Source organism: uncultured Roseovarius sp. (genome assembly GCF_947489715.1).
Taxonomy (GTDB): Bacteria; Pseudomonadota; Alphaproteobacteria; order Rhodobacterales; family Rhodobacteraceae; genus Roseovarius.
Genome location: NZ_CANLER010000006.1, coordinates 251,436 through 274,556 on the forward strand (window position 1 = coordinate 251,436; position 23,121 = coordinate 274,556).

The window sequence follows — 23,121 nt, forward strand, 5'->3', positions numbered from 1 at the left end:
CCAATGACCCCCGCCAGGCGTCAGAATTTCGAGCGGTTGCTGACCCCGCGCCATATCGCCTTTGTCGGCGGGGCCGATGCCGCCGTGGCCATCGGCGAGGCGCGTCGCGCGGGTTTTGCCGGTGCAATGTGGGCGGTGAACCCCAAGCGCACAGAGCTGGCGGGCATTCCCTGCGTGGCCTGTATCGCCGACCTTCCGGAGCCCCCCGATGCGGTCTTTCTGGCAATCCCGGCGGTCGCGGTACCGGACGCCGTGGCCGCGCTGTCGGCGATGGGGGCCGGTGGGATCGTGTGCTATTCGGCCGGGTTCGGCGAGGCCCATGAGGACGGGCGCGGGCTGGAACACAGGTTGCGCGCCGCCCTGGGCGACATGGTGCTGGTCGGCCCCAATTGCTACGGCGTGATCAATTACCTCGACCGTGCGGCCCTCTGGCCCTTTGCCCATGGCGGCTCATGCCCGGGCTATGGCGCGGCGATCCTGACCCAGTCGGGGATGTTTTCGTCGGACATCACCATGAGCCAGCGGTCGCTGCCGCTGACGCATATGATCTCGGTCGGCAATCAGGCCGACCTGGGCCTGCCGGAATTCATCGACCTGCTGTGCGAAAAGCCCGAGGTGCGCGCCATCGGCCTGCATATCGAGGGGTTGGCGGATATCCCCGCCTTTGAGCGCGCGGCCCTGAAGGCGCTGACGGCGGGCAAACCGGTGGTGGCGCTGAAAACCGGCAGCTCGGCCATCGGCGGCGCGCTGACGCTGAGCCATACCGGGTCGCTGTCGGGCGCGAACGAGCTTTACCAGGCGCTGTTCGACCGGATCGGCGTGATCAGCGTGACCAACCCGGCGCAGCTGTTGGAAACGCTGAAATTCATCTGCGTCGCGGGGGTGCCCCGGGGTCGCGCGGTGATGGGCTTTACCTGCTCGGGCGGAGGGGCGACGATGCTGGCCGATCATGCCGAGCGTATCGGGCTGGATTTCCCGGCGCCCGATGCGGCCACGCGCGACGTGCTGACCGGCCTGCTGCCGCCCATTGCCACGGTGTCGAACCCGCTGGATTACACCACGCCGATCTGGGGCCAGGCCGAACGCACCGCACCGGTTTTCGAGGCCGCATTGGCGGGCGTGCCGGCGCAGGCGGCGGTACTGGTCCAGGATTATCCGGCACCGGGGCTGGACGAGACCGAAGGGCTCTATCGCAACGACGGTATGGCCTTTGCCCGCGCGGCGCGCAAGGCGGGCATTCCGGCGGCGATCTGCGCCACCCTGCCCGAGAATATCGGCGCCGAGATCCGCGCGGCCTTTGTCGCCGAAGGTATCACCCCGATGCAGGGCATCCACGAGGCATTGAACGCGGTGGAGCAGGCCGCATGGTGGCAGGGCGCTCGCGACCGGATCATGGCCAGCCCCCCCGCCCCGCTCTTAACCGTGACGACCCGCGACGCCGGTTTCATGACCGAGGCCGAGGGCAAGGCCCGGCTGGCGAATGTGGTGCCAATGCCCGACGGCCGCGTGGTGCCCGGCGACGGGCTGACCGCGGCGGCGCAGGCGGTGGGCTATCCGGTTGCCCTGAAAATGATGAGCGACCAGTTAGCCCACAAGACCGAAGCCGGGGCGGTGGCAATCGGCATCAAGACGCCCGAGGCGCTGGTGCGCGCGTCCGAGAAGATGTGCGCCGATGTCACGGCCTATGACCTGCGGGCCGTGCGCGACGCGTTCCTGATCGAGGCGATGGCCCCGCTGCCCATCGCCGAACTGGTGGTGGGCATCCGGCAGGATGCGCAATTCGGCCTGGCCATGACGCTGGGCAGCGGCGGGGTGCTGGTGGAACTGGTGGGGGATGCGGAAACCTTGCTGTTGCCCGCGGGCGCCCCCGAGATCGAAGCCGCACTGAGGCGGTTGCGTGTCGCCCGCCTGATGCAGGGCTTTCGCGGCGGGCGCGTCGTGGACATGACCGCGCTGGCGGGCCGCCTTGCGGCGCTGGCTGAATTTGCCGTGACGCAGGCGGCGGAGATCGCCGAGATCGAAATCAACCCGCTTTTCGTCTACGAGGACGATGTGCTGGCGGTGGATGCGTTGATGCGCATTTAGAGTGGTTCGGTTTAGGATTTAACACATGCGTCTGTTTTAGGCCCTGAGCGGACATTGACGACGGACTCCCGGCGCGGAATCAAGGCCGCCGCGCGATCGCCAGACCGCCCCCCGGGCTGGCGATTGGCTGGTGTCGGCACAAGGCTTTGAGGTCTTTCTGATTTTGCCGAGATAAAGTGCACGCCATTGACGTTGGCCGCCATCCTGCGGTCTGGCAATAGCGCAGCTTGTCGCTGTCAGCGTCAATGTCCGTTCACGGCCAAATCGGTTTGTACATTCGATTCCTGACTGACCTGCCCCGTATCGGTTCAGTGTCAGGAGAACCGGCGCCTCAATGCGACGTTGAACCCCTCGATCACCACAACCATCAGGATGACGGCAAGGGTGACGCTGGCGGCTTTGTCGTATTGGAAACTGCGCACGTAGGTCTGGATGTAAAAGCCAATGCCGCCCGCACCGACGACGCCCAGAACGAGGGATTCGCGCAGGTTCAGTTCGAACCGGAAGATCGTGTCGCGCGCGACCACCGGTGCCATTTGCGGCCAAATCGCGTAGCGCAGGCGCAAAAGCGGGCTGGCCCCGGCGCTTTCAAGTGCGTCGATGGGCGCGCGGGCGACACCGTCGATCGCCTCGGCGTAGAATTTCGCCAGCATTCCGGTGGCGTGAAACGCCACGGCGATGATGCCCGGCAGCGGACCCAGCCCCACGGCACCCACCATCAGCATCGCCACCAGAATAAGCGGGATCGCCCGGATGAGCGCCAGCAGGGTGCGGACGGGTCGGTGTATGAGGCCCGGTGTCATTGTCTCGGACGCGAGGACGCCCAACGGCACCGACGCAATCACCGCGCCCAGTGACCCGAGGATAGCGATGCGCAGGGTTTCGGCCGATCCCTTGAGGATTTCGCTCATGATTTCAGGCGATGGCGGCCACATGCGGCCCAGAAACTCGGCAATGCGCGGGCCGGAACCGAAGAGGCGCGCCAGATCAACATCAGATGAGGCGAAAGCCCAAAGCACCGCTCCCGCGATCAGCAGGGTCAGGGTGAAACCGCCGGAATCGCGCCCGCGCATCAGGTGACCACCCTGAGGCCGGGTTTCTGTGGCGGCGACGGTGTGCCCGGACCCGCGTCGTGGTAGATCTGGGCAATGTCCTGCGGTGACACGTCCGCGGCGGGGCGGTCGAATTGCAGCTTGCCGTCGCGCAGACCGATCACGCGTTCAGCGAAGCGCATCGCCAGTTCGGGCTGATGCGAGCTGAAGACCGAGGTGACGCCGCGGGCACGGGCGGCCCCGGTGATCAGGCCAAGGATATCGTCGGCACGGGCCGGATCAAGATTGCTGACCGGTTCGTCGGCGAGAATGATTTGTGGTTCCTGCGCGAGGCATCGGGCGATGGCGACGCGCTGACGCTGCCCGCCGCTGAGGCTGTCGACCCGGCGATGCGCCAGATCGGCGATCCCGGCTTCGGTCATAGCCTTGTAGGTGGCAGTGCGGTCAAGTGCCGAGTGGCGTCCGAAGAATGCTGCCAGCACCGGTATCCGGCCCAGGCGGCCATTGAGCACGTTGCGCTCGACACTGCTGCGTTCGACCAGGGCGAATTCCTGAAAGATAAAGCCGGTGTCGATGCGCGTGGCCTTTGGTGGTGCCCGGTCAGGCGAAAGCGCGTTGCCCAGAACGTCGGCCCGGCCCCGCCAGCCCCGCAAGCGACCGTCACAAAGTGCCAGAAGCGTGGTCTTGCCCGCACCGGATGCGCCCAAAAGCGCGACGGATTCGCCAGGTTTTATACTGAGCGTGATAGCCGACAGTGCCGGTCTACCCCCTTCGGCACCGGGATGGTGCAGGGTCAGATCAGCGATGTCGATGGCGGCGGTCAATTGGTCAGTCCAAAACTCTGAGCCATGTCGCGCACGCCGTCATAGGCGGCGCTGTCGGCGCGGACATAGCCATCGGGGCCGTAGAGATAGGCCAGCTTGGCCTTGTGTTCGGGCTGGTTCAGTTTCAGCATCGCGGCGGTAAAGCGTTCGGACAGGTCGGCATCAAGGCCGGGCCGCGCGATCACCACGTGGCTGGGAATGGCCGGGCTTTCAGCGATCCAAGTGATCTCGGCCTGCTGTTCGGGGGTGAGCAGCAGATCGGCATACTGGCTGGCACCCGCCGCATCGACCAGACCGGCGGCCATGGCCTGCATCGCCTGCTGGTAACCGCCGGCAAAGAAGACCCGGCCAAAGAAATCCTCGGCCGTGTCCGGCCCGGTGATCAGCCCGGCCTTTTCAAATTCGGCCAGCGGGAACATGTAACCGGATTCCGAGATCGGATCGGCGAAGGCAATGTCGCGGTCCTTGAGATCGGCCAGTGTTTCGATGCCGCTATCCTTGCGCACGAAGACGCGGCCCGTGTAGGTGGGCGCGCCGCGATAAACCTCGGACAAAAGCGGCACGGCGCCGATTTCCTTTTCGGCCAAGACGAAGGGCAACCCGCCCATGAACGAGATATCGGCATCGCCATTGCGCAGCGCCTCGACGGCGGCGGCGTGATCGAAGGTCACGAAACCTTCGACCGGGACACCGATTTCATCGGCGAGCCAGGCGGTGATGACCTCGATATCGCCCAGCAGCTTTTCGGGGTTTTCCTGCGGGATGAAGGCCAGTTTCAGGGACTGGTCCTGCGCGAGGGCGGGCGTGCTGGCCAGCGCACAGGCGGCGGCAAGGCTCAGGAAATCGCGGCGGCGGAGGTTCATCAGTAGACCCTTTCGTCGAGTTCGTTGGCAGTGGCCTTGAAATCGGCCCAATGGGTATTTGCGGCCTGCCAATCCTCGGCGCGCACCGCCTCACCCACCTGATCCAGAAGCTCGGCCATGCGGTAGATGCCGGGGCGCTCGGCGAGGTTCGACATGGTGCTGGCATCCGCCGACAGATCGGCGGCCACCGTATCTGTCAGGATCAGGATGTGATGGCTGTCGCGCGCGGGCAGCAGCGTGTCGAGGGTGGAGGCAAAGGTGGTCAGTTCGTCAAAGGCCAGGCGGAACGGGGTGTTACGCTCGTCAAACGCCTCGAACGGATCATCGCCCGCGCCCACGGTTTCCAGATAGGCGGTCAAATCGGCGCGTTCCGCATCGGTCAGGCCAAGGCCCTTGGTGCTGTCGAACCAGTCGACGACCGAGGCCAGTGTCGGCAAGGAGCCGTCGTGGAAATAGGGCGCGTTATAGGCGATGCTGAGCAGCGTCGGCGTGTCGAAGGCACCGGTGCGGGCACCGTCATAGGCAGGCGCGGCCGAGCCGATATCATGCGCCTTGCGATCCAGGAAATTGGCCGAGGGGATGTGGCACGAGGCGCAGGAATTGCCATCCATCTGGGCGAAGGGACGGTTGAATATCTCTTCGCCGCGGAAGGCGGCCTCGGGGGCCTTGTCGGTCAGTTCGCCCTGTGCGTTCAGCATCGAATTGGGCAGGAAATCGAACTCCTGCATATAGGCCACCAGTGCGTCGAGCATGAACGGCGTGGGTTCGGCCCCGCCGAATTCGTTTACGATCACGTTGCGGGTGAAATCATGCAGGCTGCCGAAGCGGCCATCGCGCCCGTAAGGCCCGGTGAAACGCAACCCCCGCAGCGAGGGCGTATCAATCGGGTCATCGCGGCGGTCGTTGAAGATCGGGTTGAAAAACGCCCCGTCCACGTCGATGGCGCCGGGCTGGTGGCTGGCACCGGGGATAAACAGGCGGTTGTTGATGTCCGAACGGTTGTGACAGGTCGAACAGGCGATGCCGAGGTCGCTGGCCGGGCTGCCGAAGATCTGCGCACTGTCAAACAGCATGTCGCCATAGGCAATCAGCGGCAGGTCTTTTTCGTCGATGCCCTGTTCCTCGAATTTCAGCACAAGGCGCGGCAGCGGATCCTGATCAAAGATGTCGCTGCCGGGCGGCAGCAAGGGCCGCAGGGCGACATCCGCGCCACTCAGGTGGACGGTTTCGGGGATGGCGGTTAGCGTTGCGCGCGGGGCAAAGCTGTCGGGCAGGTAATTGGCGGTCAGGTAGTCGGAAATCACCGCGCGGGCGGCTGTCATCGCGTCGCGGTCAGCGTCCTGCGTTCCGGCCCCCAGCACACCGGCGGAGCCCGTGGCGCTGGTTAGTTCCAGCCAGGCGCGCCCGATATCACGCGCAGCCCCGGGATCGGCGGCCTTGAGGTGATCGCCAAAGGCGCGGTAAAGCTCCTGCGCCTCGGCCACGGCGGCCTGCGCGGTGGCAGGCGCTTCGGCGGCAAGGGCGCGGTCCAGCTCTTCGTTGATGCGCGCGGCAATCAGGCGGGTGGCGGCGGCATAGGTGCCGGCACGATCCTGGGCGGCGATGGCACTTTCCAGATCGGAGGTATCAACGTTGCTCTTGCTTGTCAGGCGCGCCAGCGCGCCCTGGCTGAACTGCGATCCGCGGTAAGGGTCTTGCCACGCGTCCTGCATCGCGTCCCACGGGACCGGGGCCAGATTGCCCAGAAAGAGCGTCAGGCGATAGGCCGCAGCCTCGGGCAGCCAAGGCGCTTCTTTTGCCGCCGTGGCATGTACCGCCTGCGCGGTCATGAGCATTATCGCAAGCCCGAAAGACAGGGTGATTTGCAACCGCCGCAGCATGGTCATGTGAGTCGCCTCTTGTAAAGTTAGCCTTGGCTAATATATCTAGCATCAGGTAATGAGTTGTCAATCGGTTATGAAAATTACTAGGATGGTGGAATGAGCGAAACATCCCCGGATATCGACGACCTTTCCCCGTCCGAAGATCGCACCGTCGATGCGCAGGCAGACGGGTTCGCCCGTGTCCGGCAGGCGCATGAAAGCGAGATGGCCGAAGATTATGTCGAGCTGATTGCCGAGTTGATCGAGGCCACCGGCGAAGCGCGCCCGGTGGACATGGCCGAACGGCTGGGGGTAAAGCCACCTACCGTGACCAAGAACCTAGCCCGGCTGACCCGTGACGGGTTGGTGCGCCGGGAGCGCTATCGCTCGATCTTTCTGACCGAAGCCGGTGAGGAATTGGCAGAAGCCTGCCGCGCACGGCACCAGACGGTCTTGTCGTTCCTGATGGCACTTGGCATCGACGAGGAGATTGCGGCGCGCGACGCGGAAGGCATCGAACACCATGTCAGCGGCGCCACCTTGCGGGCGTTTGAAGCTTTCCTGAGATCACGGCGCAAATACCGCTAGACGGTAGCGCCTTTTCCGATTGAATGACGCTGTTTGACCGTGCCTGAAGGATTTCAGGCATATGATTAGCCCTGCTCTCACACGAAATCGTGAATGACTTATAGCGGAGTTTCCCGCTTTCCTTGCAACTTTAGCGGATGTCCCGCCGTGGTTAACACTGCAAGCCTGGACAGACAGCAGTCACCGGTTTGCGGGAAACCATCGCCAGTATGTGGAGGGTAATTTTTACCTCGTCAACGCGGCTGGCCTTAACAATTATGGAGACGTTAAATGACTGTAATTTTTGAGTTCAAGACCTTCAAAAACGATACAATGGGTCAGCTTGATCGCTTTGCCCATCTGGCCCCGCTTGCGGCCAATGATGACATGCAATTCGGCGCGATCAGCAATCGGGTGCAGAAGGTGTGTTACGTGTTGACCGCGGCCCTGAACGCAGTACCCGATGACGCAGTAAGCAATGATCACATGGCCGTTCTGAGCGATCTGGGGCGCAAGCTGAACGCGATGTTCGATCTTTCCGAGGCGGTGCTGAACACCCGGTCCGAGATGATCCTGCCCTATGATGAGCGCAGTTTTGTCAACGATATCGCCGAATATGACATCGAACAGATCGGTGCGCTTGGGGATATCATCTGCGGTGGCGAGACGGATCTGACAAAGGCCGATATTGCGCATGTCGGACAGCCCCTCATCGACACCGATTTTTTCGATGGGCCGGCCATGTTCATACGCATCAAGACGATACTGCTGCTTATTCTGCGCATCCTTGTTCTGCTGAAGCTGGTGCCCGAAAAAACCGAGGCAAAGGTGGCCGAATTATTCAGGGTGATTGATGACCTGATCGAGCTTTTCGGCGGGGGTGTCGTCACGGGTGCGGTTGCGGATAATTGCCTTGATCCCATCACCGTGACCGGCATTTCCAAAAAAGCGTTTCAGTTCGTCCCCGACAAAGCGCTCTATCGCTTTCGTCTGACAGAGCGGTCCGGCGCAAAGCTGGGCAAGGTCGAGGTCAGGGTCAACGGCGTGCTAAAGACGACGCTGGATCAGGTTGGTGAAACTGCGGATGTCAGCGGCAGGGCAATTGTGGAACTGCGCCTGATCACCGACGATCCGAACGCGAGGGTTGTCATCTCGGTCTGCGTCAAGCGACCGGGCTGAAAATTCGGCTAGAAACACCCCTTGAAGGAAGAAGGCGAGCCCCCGGGGCTCGTCTTTTGTTTAGTAGGCCGGATGGGAGCATTAGCCAGGCAGGACATGAATGCGCGGCAATGTGGACGTTCAGATCACCGCCCGCTCAACCATTGGGAGGCCTTTCGGGATGCGTGTGAAGTTGAAATCCGTCAGGTCCAGCGTGCGGTAGGCGCCATAGGTCAACCATTCGGCGGTGCCGCGCCCCATCGCCGGGGCCTGCTGTATCCCATGGCCGGAAAACCCGTTGAGAAAGATGAAATTCTCAACCTCGTCATGTGGCCCCATGATCGCGTTATGATCAAAGGTGTTCATCGCGTAATGACCCGCCCAAGTGCTTTGCAGGCGGACCGCCTCGAATTGCGGAATGCGGGTGGCGATGATGGGCCAGACCTCGGCCTCCCACAGGTTGTGATCCAGGGTGAAATCATCATATTCGACCCGCGGATCAGCGCCGAAATGCGCGCCCACCTGATAGGTGCCGCCGCCGTTTTCGCGCACATGCAGGCCCGACGGGTCGATGGTCAGCGGCAGATCAACTTCCAGCGGCTGCTCGGCCTTGAAAATCCAGGAATAACGTTTGCGTGGCTCGACCGGCAAGTCGATCCCGGCCATGCGCGCGGTCCGGTCGGCGCGCGGACCCGACGCGTTCACAATCTGGCCACAGGCAACCACTTCACCGGTCTTCAGTGTCACGCTTTCTACCCGCGTACCCGCGGCGTTACGGGTCATGGCAACGACCTCGTTCGCGATGTATTCGACGCCGCCTTCACGCGAGGCGCGGCGCAGCGCATCGAACACGGCGGTGGCATCGAAATAGCCTTCATCCACGGTATTGATCGACCCCAGCACGATATCCTCCAGCGCGTAGAACGGATAGGCCTTGGCGATCTCGTCCCGGGTCATCAGGCGCGTCGCGGCACCCGCCTGCTGTTGCACCGCGTGGTTGGCGCGCAGGATATCAGCAAACGCGTCACTATCGGCCAGGTACATGTAACCGAAGGAGTGGATCGAAAGGTCGGGCACGTAGGCCGCACCGCGCAGGTGCTGGCGCAGATTCTTGACGAAATCGGCGGCGAATTGCGAAATGCGCACATTCAGCGCGGTCGAGAATTGCTGACGCATGCAGGACGTTGTTGTCATGGTCGAGGTGTTCTCGTAGCTCGGGTCGCGCTCGACCACCAGCACACGGCCCTGGAAATCGGGATTGTCCGACAAGAACCAGGCGGTTGCCGCCCCCATGATTGCGCCTCCGACGATCACCACGTCATAGCTGGTATTGGCGGGTGTGCTGGCCAGTCCCGGTTTCATTACCGCTGTCCTTTGTCATGAATTGATCGGGTCAGAATGCTGCCCCTGACGCGAGGTGAAACAAATGGACAGGGGTCTGTCAATCTTTGTTCCACGATGCGAATCCACTGCGCGACCCGAAATCGCAGGCAGGCTAGAGGAAAATTCACCCCGTTCACTCTGAGAGCCGCTGGGGCGACCAACCCTGAGTGGATATGACCGGTTAGGTCGTTGAAAATTCGTCAGATAATTCTGGGTACACCGCATCGCATACTGGTCCTCCGGCATCTGAATGCCACCCCAGCCGAGTCCCCAAAACCCCGGGGCTGAAACATGCTTAATTTTTGATTTACCCTAATATGTTTCGGTCTCGGCACGCAGTTTCGGGCAACAGGCACCCGGCGTTCGCTGAGAACTTCGACACCTGTTGCAGATCGCATCACAACAGAAATCGAGGTGTCTGAATTGGCAAATGTAATTGGAACGAAGTGGGGATCGAGCACGCTTGGGACCGCCGGGGGAACCGTGACATGGAGCCTGGCCGCTGCCGGGACCGATATTTCCCGATTTGGGACCAGCACGTTGATATCGACCACAGGCGAAACGTTTCTCGATTACGATTTCGTGCAGGTGATCGATGACGCCTTTGCCGAATGGTCAATGCATGGCGATATCGAGTTTCAGCAGATCCAGGATCAGGGCGGCGCGGCGGGCACCGGCCACATGGCGGATATCCGCATCTTCTTTGGTGAAATTCCCGGCAGCACGGCGGGCTATGCGTTTTATCCCTCAGCCTGGGGATCGGCAATTGGCGGTGACATCCTGTTGGATACACTAGCCCGTTTCAACTCGGATCCGCTGCTGTTCGCCAGCGTGGTTCTGCACGAGATCGGCCATGCGTTGGGCCTTGGTCATGTCGGCGAGGATTCGATCATGACGCCAACGGTCAAGAAAATCGGCCTGCAGGCGGACGATATCGACGGCATCATCCAGATTTATGGTCCGCAGGACGATCACGATCAACCCGACCCGCCGATGCCGGATCCGCCGATCACCCCAACCATCACCGGTGACGATCTGAAAAACAAGCTTGCCGGGACTGTCGGTGCGGATGTGATCGACGGTGCGGGCGGGAACGATACCCTGATCGGGAACGCTGGCGAAGACATTCTGATGGGACGTGACGGCAAGGATTTGCTGAAGGGCGGTAGTGGCAATGACACGCTTGAAGGCGGTGCGCAGAACGACAAGTTGCGGGCCGGGTCGGGCGACGATGTCCTGGATGGCGGTAGTGGCAATGATTTCCTGAAAGGTGGCAACGGCGCTGATACGTTCATCTTCGACGACGGTCATGGCCAGGACACGATTGCCGATTTCAACACCGGAAATGCAGCAGAAAAGATCGACCTGAGCGCAGTGAGCGGGATCAGCACCTTTGGCGATGTTGCGGGGGCGGCCACGCAACTAAACGGCAATGTTCGCATTGATACCGGGGCAGATAGCTGGATCCTGTTGCAGAATGTCGATCTGCATGCACTGGATGCCAGCGACTTCCTGTTCTGATTTGCCTGCTACCTCAAGAGGTGGCAATACGACATCTGCTAAAGTAAAAACCCCGCCTGTATCGGCGGGGTTTTCGGTGTTTATCCAGTACCGCGTTCAGCAACGCAATTGCGTCAGGTGTTCGGCACAACCAGTGTTGGTATGGTCGAGCGCCTCAGAACACGTTTCACCACAGTGCCGATATAAGTGTGACCGGTGCCCTGTTCATGGGTGCCCATCACGATCAGCCCGCAATTCAGCTCTGCCGCGCGTTTGAGGATGGTTTCAGCATCGTGCCCGTCGATCAACTCGACAGACGCGACCATCTCGTAGGCCGATTTATCCTCATCATCGAGAGCCGCGACAAAGGACTGCTGATTTTCCTTCAGCATTTCCTTGACCGAATTGTGGCGGTCCTTGATCGCGGCCTGTCGGGATGCTTCATCCTGAAGGAACATCTTCAGGGTGATAATCGCATCCTGCGACAGGGGCTCGGTTACATGCAGCACATGCACCTTGGCCCCTTGCGACTTGGCCAGCCCGAGGGCATGGCGCAGCGCATTGTCGGCATTCCCCGAAAGGTCGGTCGCAAACAGGATATCTTTTATCTCAGGTAACATTTTTCAGATCCTTTCTGTTCACGACCTAATATCCAAAGAACCGTGGCAGCCACAGCGCAATTTCGGGGACAAAGGCAATGATGAAGATCGCGATCGTATTGATGAAGGCGAACGGCAGGGCCGCCACCGATATCTGTTCGATCGAGATGTTCGATATGCCCGAGGCGATAAAGAGGTTCTCGCCCAGAGGTGGCGTCTGGAAGCCGATACCGAGGCAGCAGACCATGACCACGCCGAAGTGGATCGGGTCGATCCCCACGCTGTAGGCCACCGGCAGCATCACCGGCACCAGGATCAGGATGGTGGCCAGCGTCTCCATGAACATGCCCACAAAGAGCAGGAAGAATATGACCAGCGTCCAGATGATGTAGATGTTGTCGGTGATCGACAGCATCCCGTCCGCGATGATCGCCGGGATCTGGTTTTCGACCAGAAGACGACCGAACACCGTAGCGGTGAACATGATCAGAAGCACCCGCCCTGTGAGCCAGGTCGTGGTTTCAAGTGCGGTGAACAGTTTCTCCCAGCTAAGCTCCCGGTAGATGAACGCGCCGACGATCAGGGTGTAGAAGATCGCAACGATCGCGGCCTCGGTCGGGGTAAAGAAGCCCGAGTAGATGCCACCCAGGATCACGACCGGTGCCATCAGCGCCCAGAAGCCACGATACATTTCGCACCAGATATGGCGGGCAGACCAGCCATCCGAGTTGCCTTTGTATCCGTGTTTCTTGGACAGGATGTAGTTCATGATCAGCAGGCTGCCCGCAATCAGGAAGGCGGGAAGGAAACCGGCGATGAACAGTTTCGGGATCGAAACCGTCTGGAACACACCGTGCTGTTCCACCGCTTCCGGGGGGGGCGGCATGCCAAGCGCCGCGATGCCGAAGATGATCAGCGGGATCGAGGGCGGGATGACGATACCAAGACCACCCGACGAGGCGGTAATGGCGGACGAGTAGCTTCGGCTGTAGTTCCGGTCGATCATGGCCGGGATCATCAGCATGCCCACGGCGGCGGTGGTGGCCGGACCCGACCCCGAGATCGCGCCGAAGAACAGGCAGGCAAAGACCGTCGCCGCCGACATGCCGCCGGTGAAGGGCCCGGCAAAGCTTTCGGCGACGTTGATAAGCCTTCGGGATAACCCCGCAGCTTCCATCAGGGCCCCGGCCAGAATGAACGCCGGCAACGCCATCAGCGGGAAGGAGCCCACCGAGGTGAAGGCGATCTGCACAAACTTGATCGGGTTTTCGTCCAGGTAGATGAACGAGATCAGCGTCGAGACGCCCAGAGCCACCGTGATCGGCGCACCGATAAACAGCAGCAGCAGGAAGCCACCGAACAGTATGAGTACGATTTGCGATTCCATTATTTGTCCCCCTGCTCGTCTTTATGGGCCGATTCAATTTCGGCTCTGATGTCTTCCTTGTGGGCGGCTTCGGCCATTTCGGTCTCGGCGCGCACTTCGTCAAGGTCGATCGCGTCAGGATCGCGCATGTCTTCGTCCAGGATGATTTTTCTGTAATTCACCTGAATGACGCGAATGGTCATCAGTGTGAAAGCAATTGGCAGGACGATATAGACCCAGCTGAGGTGAAATCCCAACGTCTGCGACGACTGGAACTTGTTCATCTTGTTGAAGATGAAATCAATTGCCAGATAGACGAAATAGACGTTGAAGAAGATCCAGAACAGGTCTGCAAATGCCTCGATGAACTTGATCGCGCGAGGCGGCAAGAACTTGAACTGGAATGTCACCCGGTTATGCGCACCCATCTTGGCGGCGTAGCTGGCGCCAAAGAAGACGAACCAGACGAACATGTAGACGGACAGTTCCTCGATCCACGAAAACGAGAAGTCGAAAAGTGTCCGCACGACGACCTGCAGGAAAAGCAGGCACACAAATATCGCAAGCAACGTGCGACATATGTAGCTCTCGATGTTGTTGAGTATTCCCCAGAATTTTGTCATTTGCCCCTCTCTGTCTTATGCAGAAGGCGCCCGAGGGCGCCTTCTTTTTTGTTGGGTTCTGATTATTCCGAGACTGGATCGCGGCCGATGGCGGCCAGCACCTCGTTCATTTTTTCGATGCCGCCGATGCTGTCGTAGAATTTCGGCCAGACAGCTGCGGTTGCCAGATCAATGAACTCCTGTTCGTTGTTCTCGGGGTCCATGATCTCCATGCCTTTATCCAGCAGGATCTGCTTGATCTCGGCTTCCTTGTCGCGCAGGAACTGGGCCGATGCGGCGGTTGCCTGTTTGCCGGCTTCCAGAACGATGTTCTGATCTTCTTCCGAAAGCTCCTGGAACAGCTGCTCAGAGATGATCAGCGGTTCGATCGAGAAGATGTAACGGATGTTGGTCACGTATTTCTGAACTTCGTAGAACTTCATCGCGTTGATGGTGGTGTAGGGGTTGTCCTGACCATCGACAACTTTGGTCTGCAGGCCGGCAAAGGTTTCCGACCAGGCCATCGGTGTCGGGCTGATGCCCCAGGATTTGTAGGTGTCGATCATGATTTCGTTCTTGGGAACGCGGATGACCAGACCTTCGAGATCAGCAACCGAGGTGACCGGCTTTTTCGAGTTGGTCAGGCGACGGAACCCGGTATAGGTCCAGGCGATGATCCGCACACCGGCGTCGTTGATGGTGTTTTCGGTCAGCTCTGCGCCGATTTCACCTTGTGTCAGCGTTTCGGCGTCTTCCAGGCTGAGGATCACGTATGGCAGGGTGAAAACACCAACCGAAGGCGAAAACGGCGTGATGTTGTTGACCGCCAGAAGCGACATGTCGAGCGTGCCAATGGCCGCGTCGTTGACGGTGTCCTGTTCCGAGCCGAGCTGGCCGTTGAGGAAAAGTGTGGCTGTATGCTTGCCGCCCGAAAGCTCTTCGAGGGCCGAAACAAAGGCCAGACCGGTGGCTTCCTGGCTGGATCCGCCGCTGTCGCCGACGGCAATCTTGAAGTTCTTGGCAAATGCCGGTGCAGCAAATGTCAGCGCCGCGACGGACGCTGCTGCCGCAAAGGTTGTAAATGTCTTTACGAATGTCATGTGGTTCTCTCCCGCTGTTAGACACGTTCGGTCGATCATAAGGCAAACTGTCCCTTGTCCAAGCCTTATGATCCCCTGCGCGGTTTATAGTTTGCAAATTGCGTGCAGGTAATACAAAGTTAGTGACGTAAAGTTTGCCAAATTGGAAACCTTTTAATGGCCAAAAAATCGGTGATCAGCCGGGTTTCGGATGTCGATATCAAGCTGTTGGATATTTTTCGAACCGTGGTGGATTGTGGTGGGTTCACGGCGGCTGAATTCGAGCTGAACATAGGTCGATCAACGATCAGCAAACATATTTCGGACCTTGAAACACGGGTCGGGATGAAACTGTGCCATCGCGGACCGGCAGGGTTTTCGCTGACTTCGGATGGTGAGCAGGTCTTGATCGCCGCCGAGGACCTGTTCATCGCCATCGACCGGTTTCAGGATCAGATCGACGAGGCCCATAGCCGCCTGACCGGCAAGCTGAAAATCGCCTGTCTCGATCATTCCTCATCGAATCCATCAGCCAAAGTGTTCGAGGCCATCGGCAAGTTCCGCGATGTGGCGCCAGGGGTCACGCTGGATATTTCGCTGGAACCGCCTAACGTGATTGAACAGGGTGTGATCAACGGCCAATTCAATGTCGGGATCGTGCCGCTGCACCGACAATCGGCGATGTTGAAATATCACGAGCTTTATACCGAGGATATGCGGCTTTATTGCGGTCAGGGGCATCCGCTGTTCGACAACGACGAAGATCACCATGATTTACATAAGCTGCGGCGATACTCATACGCCGGGCTCAGTTTCAATTCGCCCAACATGGCGGTGCATCAAAAGCTGAAGTTGCGAAAATCCGCCTTTGTCCAGAACGAAGAGGCACTGACTCTGCTCGTACTTTCCGGTCGCTACTTAGGATTTTTGCCGACTCATATGGCGAAACCCTACGAAGCCTCGGGTCTGGTGCGAGAAGTCCAAAACAACACGGCCACCTATACCTCGCGCATCTCGGCAATTGTGCGCAGAAGTTCTTCGACTGGCAGACGGGTGAGCACCTTTGTGAATTTCCTCAACAGCGCGCATGCTTGACCAAGATCAAGTCCGTTAACCAGACCGGGCGCTAGACTTGCCAGATGGGAAACTCGTTTCTGAATAGGATTCCGGCAAGTGCGGGCCCGATGACACGCAGGCGCTTTGTGTCAATCGCGGCGGCAACGGTTGCCATGGCGGGACATGCGGCCGAGGCCGCTCCGATGATCCATTGGCAGGGGCGAGCGTTGGGCGCTGCGGCCAGCATGCAACTTACCGGGTTGGAGGCCGACAAAGCGCAGGGTATTTTCCGCACCGTTGAAAGGGAAATCGCGCGTCTGGAACGGATTTTCAGCCTGCACCATCCTCAATCACAGATCGTTCGATTGAACCGTGCTGGCATGCTGCGCAGCCCTGCCCCTGAATTGCTGGAAGTTCTGAGCCTGAGTGGTGGGCTGCACCGCGCAAGTGAGGGCGCGTTTGATCCGACCATTCAGCCGGTCTGGCAGGGGTTTGCAACCGCGACCGGTCAGGATATTGCGCCTGACCTTCTGGCACAGCCCGGCTGGCATCGTCTGCGCTTTGACGCCGAAGAGATCCGGATCGAACAGGGTGGCGCGCTGACCCTGAACGGCATCGCCCAAGGCTATATCACCGATCGGATTGCCGCCCTGCTGCGATCCAAGGGGTTGAGCGATGTCCTGATCGACATGGGTGAGATCGCTGCAATCGGATCGAAGCCTTGGCAGGTGGGCATTGCCCTGCCCGATCAAAGCCTTGTGAACCGCATCACGCTGAGTGATCGCGCATTGGCGACCTCGGCGCCGATGGGCACGGTGCTGTCGCCCGCCGCCGGACTGGGGCATATCATTGATCCGCGTGATCCGATGGCCCCGCCCCGCTATCAGTTGGTCTCGGTCTCCGCCAACACTGCTGCCGTGGCCGACGGGCTTTCGACAGCGCTTTGCCTGCTACCACGCGACAAAATGGTTGGTTGCCTTACATCCTACCCGGATGCCACGATTGAAACACTGATCTGACGCTACAAATCTGACCCCACGTATCTAGACCGAAGGAGAAATAGGATGATCAAACAGCTTGTTGGCGCGGCCCTGATGGCAGGCGTTTTTGCGGCTCCGGCGTTCGCCGAAGGTGACGCGGAGAAAGGCGAGAAAGTCTTTAAGAAATGCAAGGCCTGCCATGCGGTAGGTGACGGAGCCAAAAACAAGGTTGGCCCGATCCTGAACGGCATCGTTGGTGCGCCTGCCGGCGCGAATGCGGATTTCAAATATTCCGATGCGCTGAAAACAATGGCTGAGGGTGGCCTGGTCTGGGATGCGGAATCACTGTCGGCCTTCCTGACCAAACCCAAGGATTTCATGGATGGCACCAAGATGTCCTTTGCGGGTCTGCGCAAGGAAGCGGACGTGGCCAACGTGATCGCCTATCTCGAGACCTTCCAGTAAGGGTCTTAAACTGACTTCAAAGAAGGTGCTGCGGCATGTGTCGCGGCGCCTTTTTCTATCGCCCGTCAGCCTCATCCATCAGGCGGCGCACCCAGCGGGTTACCAGCCAGTTTGCCGGAAAGCTAAGCGGGACGCACCAGATCAGCGATTGCACCGGCGTAAGCGCAAGCAGGCCGATCGCCTGGCCCATCAGCCCGAGCATGAAAAGATTGATCGCGACTGCACCGGCCGTGAACACCCAGAGTATCGCATAGAGCTTGCCAAAGGAAATGGGGGCGGGTGGCGTTTCCATCGCATTCACCTGCTTCATGCCGTCACCTGAGACCGGGCCGCTTTGCGCAGGCTCTTGGCGACAAAGGCCGGAATGGTCTGAAACGTGCCGATCGGGTCCAACAGGGCGCCTTTGAAGTCCGCCACGCTGAGCGCGTCGGTGATGTCGTCTTTGACATGCCCGCCATAGGCCGCGAAGAACGGTAGGCACAGCGTCTGACCGCGGCAACCCATCGCCACATCGCCGAAAAACGGCGCTTCTTCGACATAGCCAGTGCGGATGCCGGCAAAACGCATCGCCGCGCCAAGCTTTGCGACAAAAGCTTCTGTCGCCTGTTTGGATTTTGGGCTGCGGCCCGATCCGTGCGAGGCCACCAGAAGGGTCGTTGCCTGCGGTGCCCACTCCCTGCCCGCCAGTGCGTCACACAGGTGAGTTGCCACCAGATCAGGCAGGTCTGGTTCCACCCCCAGGGGCGGCAGGATATGCGCCGGGGCGTCACCCAGCCGTTTGGGCAGGGCCGACCGGACAAACCAGCCATCGGTCATGAAGAGGGGATAGATCAGGGGCGTGCCGTCTGTCGCCGCCAGGGCTGCATCCAGCGCGCCGGGATTGGCCAATGTCGCGCTGGTCACCAGCCAGTCGGGCAGATGACCGGCCACCTTTGCGCTCAGCGCCTTCAGATCGGCCTCTGCCGGCAGCGGGTCGGACGGTTGGCCATGACTGACGATGATGGCGGAACGTTTAATGGCTTGTGCCCTCCGAGAAGGTGATCTTGTTGAAGACATTATATTTGCCCGAAGGTTTGCGCATCGGCAAGCGCCGGAGCTCCTTGAGCGTGTTGGCGTCATAGACGATCACCGCGCCGTCATCTTCCCAGACCGAGACCAGCGCGCGGCTGCCATCGCGGGTGAATTCCACATGCGCCACCGTCGCACCCGGTTCGGGGCGCAGGGTTTTCACCACCTCAAGGCTTTGCTTGTCGATCACATGCATCACGTCACGGTTCGGACCAAAGAACACGTCCGCCCATATGTAGGGCGAATTTTCGTGACTTCTGAGGAAAAACCCGGGGCCGTCGGTGTCGATGGATTTCAGAACCCGCCAGTTACCGGTGTCGATGACCGAAAGCCTGCCTTCCTTCAGGTGCGGCGTGGCCATGACGCGGCGACCATCCCGTTCCCAGGAAATGCCCGAACCCAGATGCGGCATGCCCGGCAGCGGAAGTTCGGCAATCTCGCGGCCGACGTTGAGGTTGACGACGACGCCGCGCTTTCCGTCGCGGGCAGCACCCACCAGATGGCGGTAATCATCGGTGAAAAAGAAATCATCCAGCGGCTCGGCGATCTCAATCCGGCGGCGAGCAAAGAGGCCTTCGGACGAGGGGATCGCCTCGATCATGTCCTTTTCCTGGCTGTGGACGAACCCTTCGTAAACCGGGTCCGCGTCGGGGTCGGTGGCGACTTCCCAGATCTCGGGGGCGTCCTTGAGGGCAAGGATGAAACTGTCGCGCTGCGGGGCCTGGTAGACGGCGGAGACACGGCTGTGCACCCCGGATTTCGAGATCACCGGCATGACCCGTTCAACACTGAGATCGGCGGTCGACAGCAGCGTCAGCGTCATCGGCAGATAATTGGCGACAGCCAGGTGTTTGCCATCGCGGCTGATCGCGATGTTGCGGCTGTTGAGACCCGCGCGGACACGGCCCACCTGCTGCAGCGACCAGATATCGTATTTCTGCACCCAGCCATCACGCGACATGATGAAGACATAGCGCCCGTCGGGGGTGAATTTCGGGCCGCCATGCACGGCGAAAGGCGTTTCGAACCGGTCCAGCACGTCGAACGTGTCACCATCCAGCACACTGACATGATGATCGCCGGTTTCGACGACCAGCGTGATGTTCATCGGATCCGCGTCGAACACAGGCGCGTCGGCGGGGCGATAACCTGGGTCGCGCCAGAGAGTTTCGGTAATGTGCGCCGACGTCCAGTCGGGCACGGTGTCCAGCGGGGTTTTCAGATAAGTGGCAAGGTCGGTGATCGCTTGCGCATCCAGTTCCGCATTGAAGGCGGGCATCTGGGTCGCGGCGCGGCCATTGGCGATCACGCCCTCCAGATTTGGCCCGCGCATGCGTTTGAGGGTTTGCGGGATCAGCGCGGGCCCTGCCCCGCCCAGCCGGTCCGCGCCGTGGCAATCGGCGCAGTAGCTGGCGTAATGCTGCGCCGGATCGGCCTGCACGATGCCGGCCAGCAGCAGAATGCTAGAAAAAACGATGGGCCGGATCATGTTTCTTTCCCCGGAAAGGTGTGACGGCAAGGCGGTCGGCCTCGGCGATGCCGATCTCGGCATTGCTGAGGTAGCAGGCCGGGTCTTCGGCCCACGGGTCACCGGTCAGTTGCAGGGCGCGGATGCGGGTGTTGCCGCCGCAAACCGATTGGAACGTGCAGGCACCGCAACGGCCCTTGAGCGGGCGGGGGCGCAGGCGCAGCTGCGCCAGCATCGGATCATCGCCTGTCCAAAGCTCGGAAAACGGCGTATCCTTGACACTGCCGACGGTGTAATCCGACCAGTAGGTATCTGGGTGAACCTTGCCCTGGGTGTCGATATTGGCCACGCCCAGCCCCGAGGAATTGCCGCCCCATGCCTCGAGATGGTCGCACAGGTGGTCGATCTGGTCGTCGTTGAACCGCTGCTTCGCCCAGTTCAGCATATAGACAGCATCTGCGTCGTTATTGCCGGTGACGATATCCAGCGGGCGGTTTTCGCACACGCCTTTCCAGGCGCGGTCGATCAGCATGTCCAGCGCGGCGCGGGTATGATCATGCACCGCATCCTCGCCCCGGTTCTTGTCGCCGCGCCCGGCATAGACCAGGTGCGAGAGGTAGAACTTGTCAACGCCCTCGTCATCGCATAGCTGCAGGAGGTCGCCCAGCTGGCCGGCGTTGTCACGGGTCAGCGTAAAGCGCAGACCCACCTTGATGCCGCGTTTCTTGCAGGCGCGCACGCCGCGCACGGCCTCGTCAAAGGCGCCATCGACGCCGCGGAACCAGTCGTTTGTCTTGCCGATCCCGTCGATCGAGATGCCGACATACTGAAAGCCGATATCGGCGATCCGGTCGGCATTGTCGCCATGGATTTTTGTGCCATTGGTGCTGAGCGCGAGATAGCGGATTTTCTCCATCCCGCGCGCGGCCCGGGCGATCTTGAAGAAATCGAACCGGTCCAGCGGCTCGCCCCCCGACAGGATCAGCGCGGGCACCCCGAAATTGCCGATATCCGCAAGCGTGGTCATGGCCTGTTCATGGGTCAGCTCACCCGGAAACTGCACATCGGCGGAGACCGTGTAGCAATGGCGGCACCGCAGGTTGCAGCGGCGGGTCAGGTTCCAGATCACCACCGGTTTGACCGGTCCGGTGCCACGCCGGGCGCGCACGGGCGTGGGGTGAAGAAGCTGGTGCATATATTCGCTCATGCGGAACATGTGCCTAACCTTTCTTTGACCTGAGCCGCAGCCCGGTCTTTTTGAGGATACGTGTGGAATAAAGGATATCGTGGCCTTGGCAGGCGGACCCGAGGATGTCGGCAATGGTCTGGCGCAGCGCCTCAACCTCATCGCGGGACGATCCGTGGATCATGGCGAAAAGGTTATAGGGCCAGTCGGGCAGTGCGCGGGGGCGTTCGTAGCAATGGCTGACAAATTCAAGATTGCCGACACGTTGGCCCAGCGTGGCCACCTGCGCGCCGTCGACATCCCAGACCGACATGCCATTGGCGGTCATCCCCAGGGCATAGTGGTTCGGGGCAACCGCAATGCGGCGGATGATGCCGCCCGCCTGCATGGCGCGCAGACGGGTACAAAGCTCATCCTCGGAAAGACCCAGATCAGTGGCGATGGCCGCATAGGGGTGCGGCACCAGCGGCAGGCCAGACTGGGTGGCGGCAATGATTGCACGATCTGTGGTGTCCGGGGTCATGCGGCCACCCGGAAGCGGATGAAGAATTCCTGCAATTTGGGGAAAAGCCAGACGCGGTGGCCGGTCTGCGCCTCGATCCGTTCGGCAACCTCTTCGATCTCGTCCCTGGTTTCGGTCGCCAGAACGAACCACATGTTCAGGCGATGAGTACGCTCGTAGTTATGGGCGACCTCGGGATGGGTGTTGACCTGCCGGGCCACGGCGTCGAACTCCCCGTCCGGGATCGCCATGGCGCAGAGGCAGAAGGCCCCGCCCATCGCAGCCGCATCATAGAACGGACCGAAACGGGTGATCACGCGGGCAGCCTTCATGACCTCAAGTCGTTCGATCAATTCGGCCTCGGGGATTTCCAATTCTTTAGCCACCACCTGAAACGGGTTCGGGTCTATTGGAAAGCCTTCCTGCAAGTGATTGAGGATCAGGCGATCTGTATCATCAAGCGTCATGCGACATGCCTTTCGGGGGCGGAAACCAGCGCGCCCATTTGTTTGAAGCATCGGACCGAGAAAAGAGGCACATGCGCGATGCCCTTGAACTCAGGTAGATCACAGACGCGATCAAGAACGCCCAAAGCCTCGGGGCGCGAGCGCGCGTGGATCATCGAGTAAAGCCGGTAGGGCCAGAGGTCCGGCACGGGCGTCCGTTCATAGCAGAGCGTGATGCCGGGCTGGGCGGCCAGAAGCGGGCCAGCATGGGTAATCGCATCGTGATCCATATCCCAGACCACCATCGCATTTGCCCGCCACCCCAGGGCGCGGTGGCGGACGATCACCCCCAGGCGCGAGATGATACGGGCATCCGACAATGCCTTGATACGGTCGATCAGATGATCTTCGGTCAGGGCCAGCTTGTGGGCAAGATCGGCAAACGGGCGTTCGGTCAGCGGCAGGCCATTCGTCAGCGCCTGAAGGATCGGGCGGTCGTTATCCTGAAACACGCTGGCGTCAACCGGACCGGGGCGCAGCGGCAGCGGTTTTTCACCGCGCAGGGCAAAACCCAGATCGACATTGAAGGGCCGCACCAGCTTCAGGTCGAGCACGCGCAGGCCACTGGCGGCCTCGATCCCCCTGAGCGTGGCATCGACATGGGCGCGGTCCGGGCCGGTGACCACGAACCAGAGGTTCCAGTCATTTTCCCGCAGGTAGGAGTGATTCACCCCGGGGAACTGGCCGATGATCCGCGCCACCTCCTCGATCCGGTCGTCGGGTGCGGCGATGGCGGCCAGGGTGCTGGCCGAGACGGTATTAGGCGCGCAGGTTGCCCCCACGCGGGTGACCCGTCCCGTGGCGCAAAATTTATCCAGCCTGGCGATCACCGCACTGGACGGAATGCCCAGCATGTCGCCGATGTGGTCGAATGGGCGCGAGATGATCGGGAAATCGCGTTGCCAGTCGTCCAACAGGGCCTGATCTATGGGGTCGTCAATTCCGTACAT

23 protein-coding genes are annotated in these 23,121 nt (G+C 60.7%); 7 read left to right on the forward strand and 16 right to left on the reverse strand.

Annotation, left to right across the window (positions count from 1 at the left end; genetic code table 11):
* Positions 1 to 3 precede the first annotated feature (3 nt).
* Complete coding sequence (locus Q1B27_RS16260) at positions 4 to 2,085, forward strand: acetate--CoA ligase family protein (protein WP_299848880.1); 2,082 nt, start codon at positions 4 to 6, stop codon at positions 2,083 to 2,085.
* A gap of 314 nt (positions 2,086 to 2,399) precedes the next feature.
* Here the strand turns inward: Q1B27_RS16260 and phnE are convergent, their stop codons facing one another.
* Genes phnE through Q1B27_RS16280 form a run of 4 tightly spaced genes read right to left on the reverse strand, consistent with a single transcriptional unit; the run spans position 2,400 to position 6,710 of the window.
* Positions 2,400 to 3,158 carry a phosphonate ABC transporter, permease protein PhnE gene (gene phnE / locus Q1B27_RS16265; protein ID WP_299848881.1) on the reverse strand — a complete coding sequence of 253 codons (759 nt, stop codon included), beginning with the start codon at positions 3,156 to 3,158 and terminating at the stop codon, positions 2,400 to 2,402.
* A complete protein-coding gene (locus tag Q1B27_RS16270; protein ID WP_299848882.1) occupies positions 3,158 to 3,961 on the reverse strand; it encodes a phosphonate ABC transporter ATP-binding protein in 804 nt (267 codons plus the stop codon). The genes phnE and Q1B27_RS16270 overlap by 1 nt, the downstream gene beginning before the upstream one ends.
* Positions 3,958 to 4,824, reverse strand: coding sequence for a phosphate/phosphite/phosphonate ABC transporter substrate-binding protein (locus tag Q1B27_RS16275; protein ID WP_299848883.1), 867 nt, complete (start codon positions 4,822 to 4,824; stop codon positions 3,958 to 3,960). Before Q1B27_RS16275 ends, Q1B27_RS16270 begins: the two co-directional genes overlap by 4 nt.
* The gene (locus Q1B27_RS16280) at positions 4,824 to 6,710 is read right to left on the reverse strand and encodes a cytochrome c peroxidase (RefSeq protein WP_299848884.1); all 1,887 of its coding nucleotides are present in this window, start codon (positions 6,708 to 6,710) and stop codon (positions 4,824 to 4,826) included. Before Q1B27_RS16280 ends, Q1B27_RS16275 begins: the two co-directional genes overlap by 1 nt.
* 93 nt (positions 6,711 to 6,803) lie before the next feature.
* On the opposite strand from Q1B27_RS16280, the gene mntR reads away from it, so the two are divergent.
* Together mntR and Q1B27_RS16290 are read left to right on the forward strand one after the other, a co-directional pair.
* A complete protein-coding gene (mntR, locus tag Q1B27_RS16285; protein WP_299848885.1) occupies positions 6,804 to 7,274 on the forward strand; it encodes a manganese-binding transcriptional regulator MntR in 471 nt (156 codons plus the stop codon).
* Positions 7,275 to 7,544: 270 nt separating this feature from the next.
* Entirely contained in the window at positions 7,545 to 8,432 is an 888-nt protein-coding gene (locus tag Q1B27_RS16290; RefSeq protein WP_299848886.1) for a hypothetical protein, read from the forward strand.
* A 120-nt stretch (positions 8,433 to 8,552) separates the two neighbouring features.
* On the opposite strand, the gene Q1B27_RS16295 is transcribed toward Q1B27_RS16290, so the two are convergent.
* Positions 8,553 to 9,773: an FAD-binding oxidoreductase gene (locus Q1B27_RS16295; protein WP_299848887.1), complete on the reverse strand. Its 1,221-nt coding sequence runs from the start codon at positions 9,771 to 9,773 to the stop codon at positions 8,553 to 8,555.
* Between the two features lie 504 nt (positions 9,774 to 10,277).
* On the opposite strand from Q1B27_RS16295, the gene Q1B27_RS16300 reads away from it, so the two are divergent.
* Positions 10,278 to 11,315 carry a matrixin family metalloprotease gene (locus tag Q1B27_RS16300; protein ID WP_299848888.1) on the forward strand — a complete coding sequence of 346 codons (1,038 nt, stop codon included), beginning with the start codon at positions 10,278 to 10,280 and terminating at the stop codon, positions 11,313 to 11,315.
* Positions 11,316 to 11,428: 113 nt separating this feature from the next.
* Here Q1B27_RS16300 and Q1B27_RS16305 read toward each other — a convergent pair whose 3' ends face one another.
* From Q1B27_RS16305 to Q1B27_RS16320, 4 genes are all read right to left on the reverse strand, one after another.
* Positions 11,429 to 11,914, reverse strand: a complete 486-nt coding sequence (locus Q1B27_RS16305) for a universal stress protein (RefSeq protein WP_299848889.1) — start codon at positions 11,912 to 11,914, stop codon at positions 11,429 to 11,431.
* 25 nt (positions 11,915 to 11,939) lie between these two features.
* On the reverse strand, positions 11,940 to 13,280 hold the full coding sequence (locus Q1B27_RS16310; protein WP_299848890.1) for a TRAP transporter large permease: 1,341 nt from the start codon (positions 13,278 to 13,280) through the stop codon (positions 11,940 to 11,942).
* Positions 13,280 to 13,882 (reverse strand): TRAP transporter small permease, encoded by a 603-nt coding sequence (locus Q1B27_RS16315; RefSeq protein WP_299848891.1) that lies wholly within the window; start codon positions 13,880 to 13,882, stop codon positions 13,280 to 13,282. The genes Q1B27_RS16310 and Q1B27_RS16315 overlap by 1 nt, the downstream gene beginning before the upstream one ends.
* A 62-nt stretch (positions 13,883 to 13,944) precedes the next feature.
* The gene (locus tag Q1B27_RS16320) at positions 13,945 to 14,961 is read right to left on the reverse strand and encodes a TRAP transporter substrate-binding protein (protein WP_299848892.1); all 1,017 of its coding nucleotides are present in this window, start codon (positions 14,959 to 14,961) and stop codon (positions 13,945 to 13,947) included.
* Positions 14,962 to 15,117: 156 nt separating this feature from the next.
* On the opposite strand from Q1B27_RS16320, the gene Q1B27_RS16325 reads away from it, so the two are divergent.
* From Q1B27_RS16325 to Q1B27_RS16335, 3 genes are all read left to right on the forward strand, one after another.
* On the forward strand, positions 15,118 to 16,035 hold the full coding sequence (locus Q1B27_RS16325) for a LysR family transcriptional regulator (RefSeq protein WP_299848893.1): 918 nt from the start codon (positions 15,118 to 15,120) through the stop codon (positions 16,033 to 16,035).
* An 89-nt stretch (positions 16,036 to 16,124) separates the two neighbouring features.
* Positions 16,125 to 17,015, forward strand: a complete 891-nt coding sequence (locus Q1B27_RS16330) for an FAD:protein FMN transferase (RefSeq protein ID WP_299848894.1) — start codon at positions 16,125 to 16,127, stop codon at positions 17,013 to 17,015.
* Between the two features lie 45 nt (positions 17,016 to 17,060).
* Positions 17,061 to 17,441 carry a cytochrome c family protein gene (locus tag Q1B27_RS16335; protein ID WP_299848895.1) on the forward strand — a complete coding sequence of 127 codons (381 nt, stop codon included), beginning with the start codon at positions 17,061 to 17,063 and terminating at the stop codon, positions 17,439 to 17,441.
* A 55-nt stretch (positions 17,442 to 17,496) separates the two neighbouring features.
* Here the strand turns inward: Q1B27_RS16335 and Q1B27_RS16340 are convergent, their stop codons facing one another.
* Genes Q1B27_RS16340 through Q1B27_RS16370 form a run of 7 tightly spaced genes read right to left on the reverse strand, consistent with a single transcriptional unit; the run spans position 17,497 to position 23,121 of the window.
* Positions 17,497 to 17,751 carry a hypothetical protein gene (locus Q1B27_RS16340; protein WP_299848896.1) on the reverse strand — a complete coding sequence of 85 codons (255 nt, stop codon included), beginning with the start codon at positions 17,749 to 17,751 and terminating at the stop codon, positions 17,497 to 17,499.
* Positions 17,748 to 18,497, reverse strand: coding sequence for a CbiX/SirB N-terminal domain-containing protein (locus Q1B27_RS16345; protein WP_299848897.1), 750 nt, complete (start codon positions 18,495 to 18,497; stop codon positions 17,748 to 17,750). The genes Q1B27_RS16340 and Q1B27_RS16345 overlap by 4 nt, the downstream gene beginning before the upstream one ends.
* Positions 18,454 to 19,998 (reverse strand): nitrite reductase, encoded by a 1,545-nt coding sequence (locus Q1B27_RS16350; protein ID WP_299848898.1) that lies wholly within the window; start codon positions 19,996 to 19,998, stop codon positions 18,454 to 18,456. Before Q1B27_RS16350 ends, Q1B27_RS16345 begins: the two co-directional genes overlap by 44 nt.
* Positions 19,973 to 21,193 (reverse strand): heme d1 biosynthesis radical SAM protein NirJ, encoded by a 1,221-nt coding sequence (nirJ, locus tag Q1B27_RS16355; protein WP_299848899.1) that lies wholly within the window; start codon positions 21,191 to 21,193, stop codon positions 19,973 to 19,975. Before nirJ ends, Q1B27_RS16350 begins: the two co-directional genes overlap by 26 nt.
* A gap of 4 nt (positions 21,194 to 21,197) precedes the next feature.
* Positions 21,198 to 21,686 (reverse strand): Lrp/AsnC family transcriptional regulator, encoded by a 489-nt coding sequence (locus tag Q1B27_RS16360; protein ID WP_299848900.1) that lies wholly within the window; start codon positions 21,684 to 21,686, stop codon positions 21,198 to 21,200.
* On the reverse strand, positions 21,683 to 22,132 hold the full coding sequence (locus Q1B27_RS16365) for an Lrp/AsnC family transcriptional regulator (RefSeq protein ID WP_299848901.1): 450 nt from the start codon (positions 22,130 to 22,132) through the stop codon (positions 21,683 to 21,685). Before Q1B27_RS16365 ends, Q1B27_RS16360 begins: the two co-directional genes overlap by 4 nt.
* Positions 22,129 to 23,121: an Lrp/AsnC family transcriptional regulator gene (locus Q1B27_RS16370; protein ID WP_299848902.1), complete on the reverse strand. Its 993-nt coding sequence runs from the start codon at positions 23,119 to 23,121 to the stop codon at positions 22,129 to 22,131. Before Q1B27_RS16370 ends, Q1B27_RS16365 begins: the two co-directional genes overlap by 4 nt.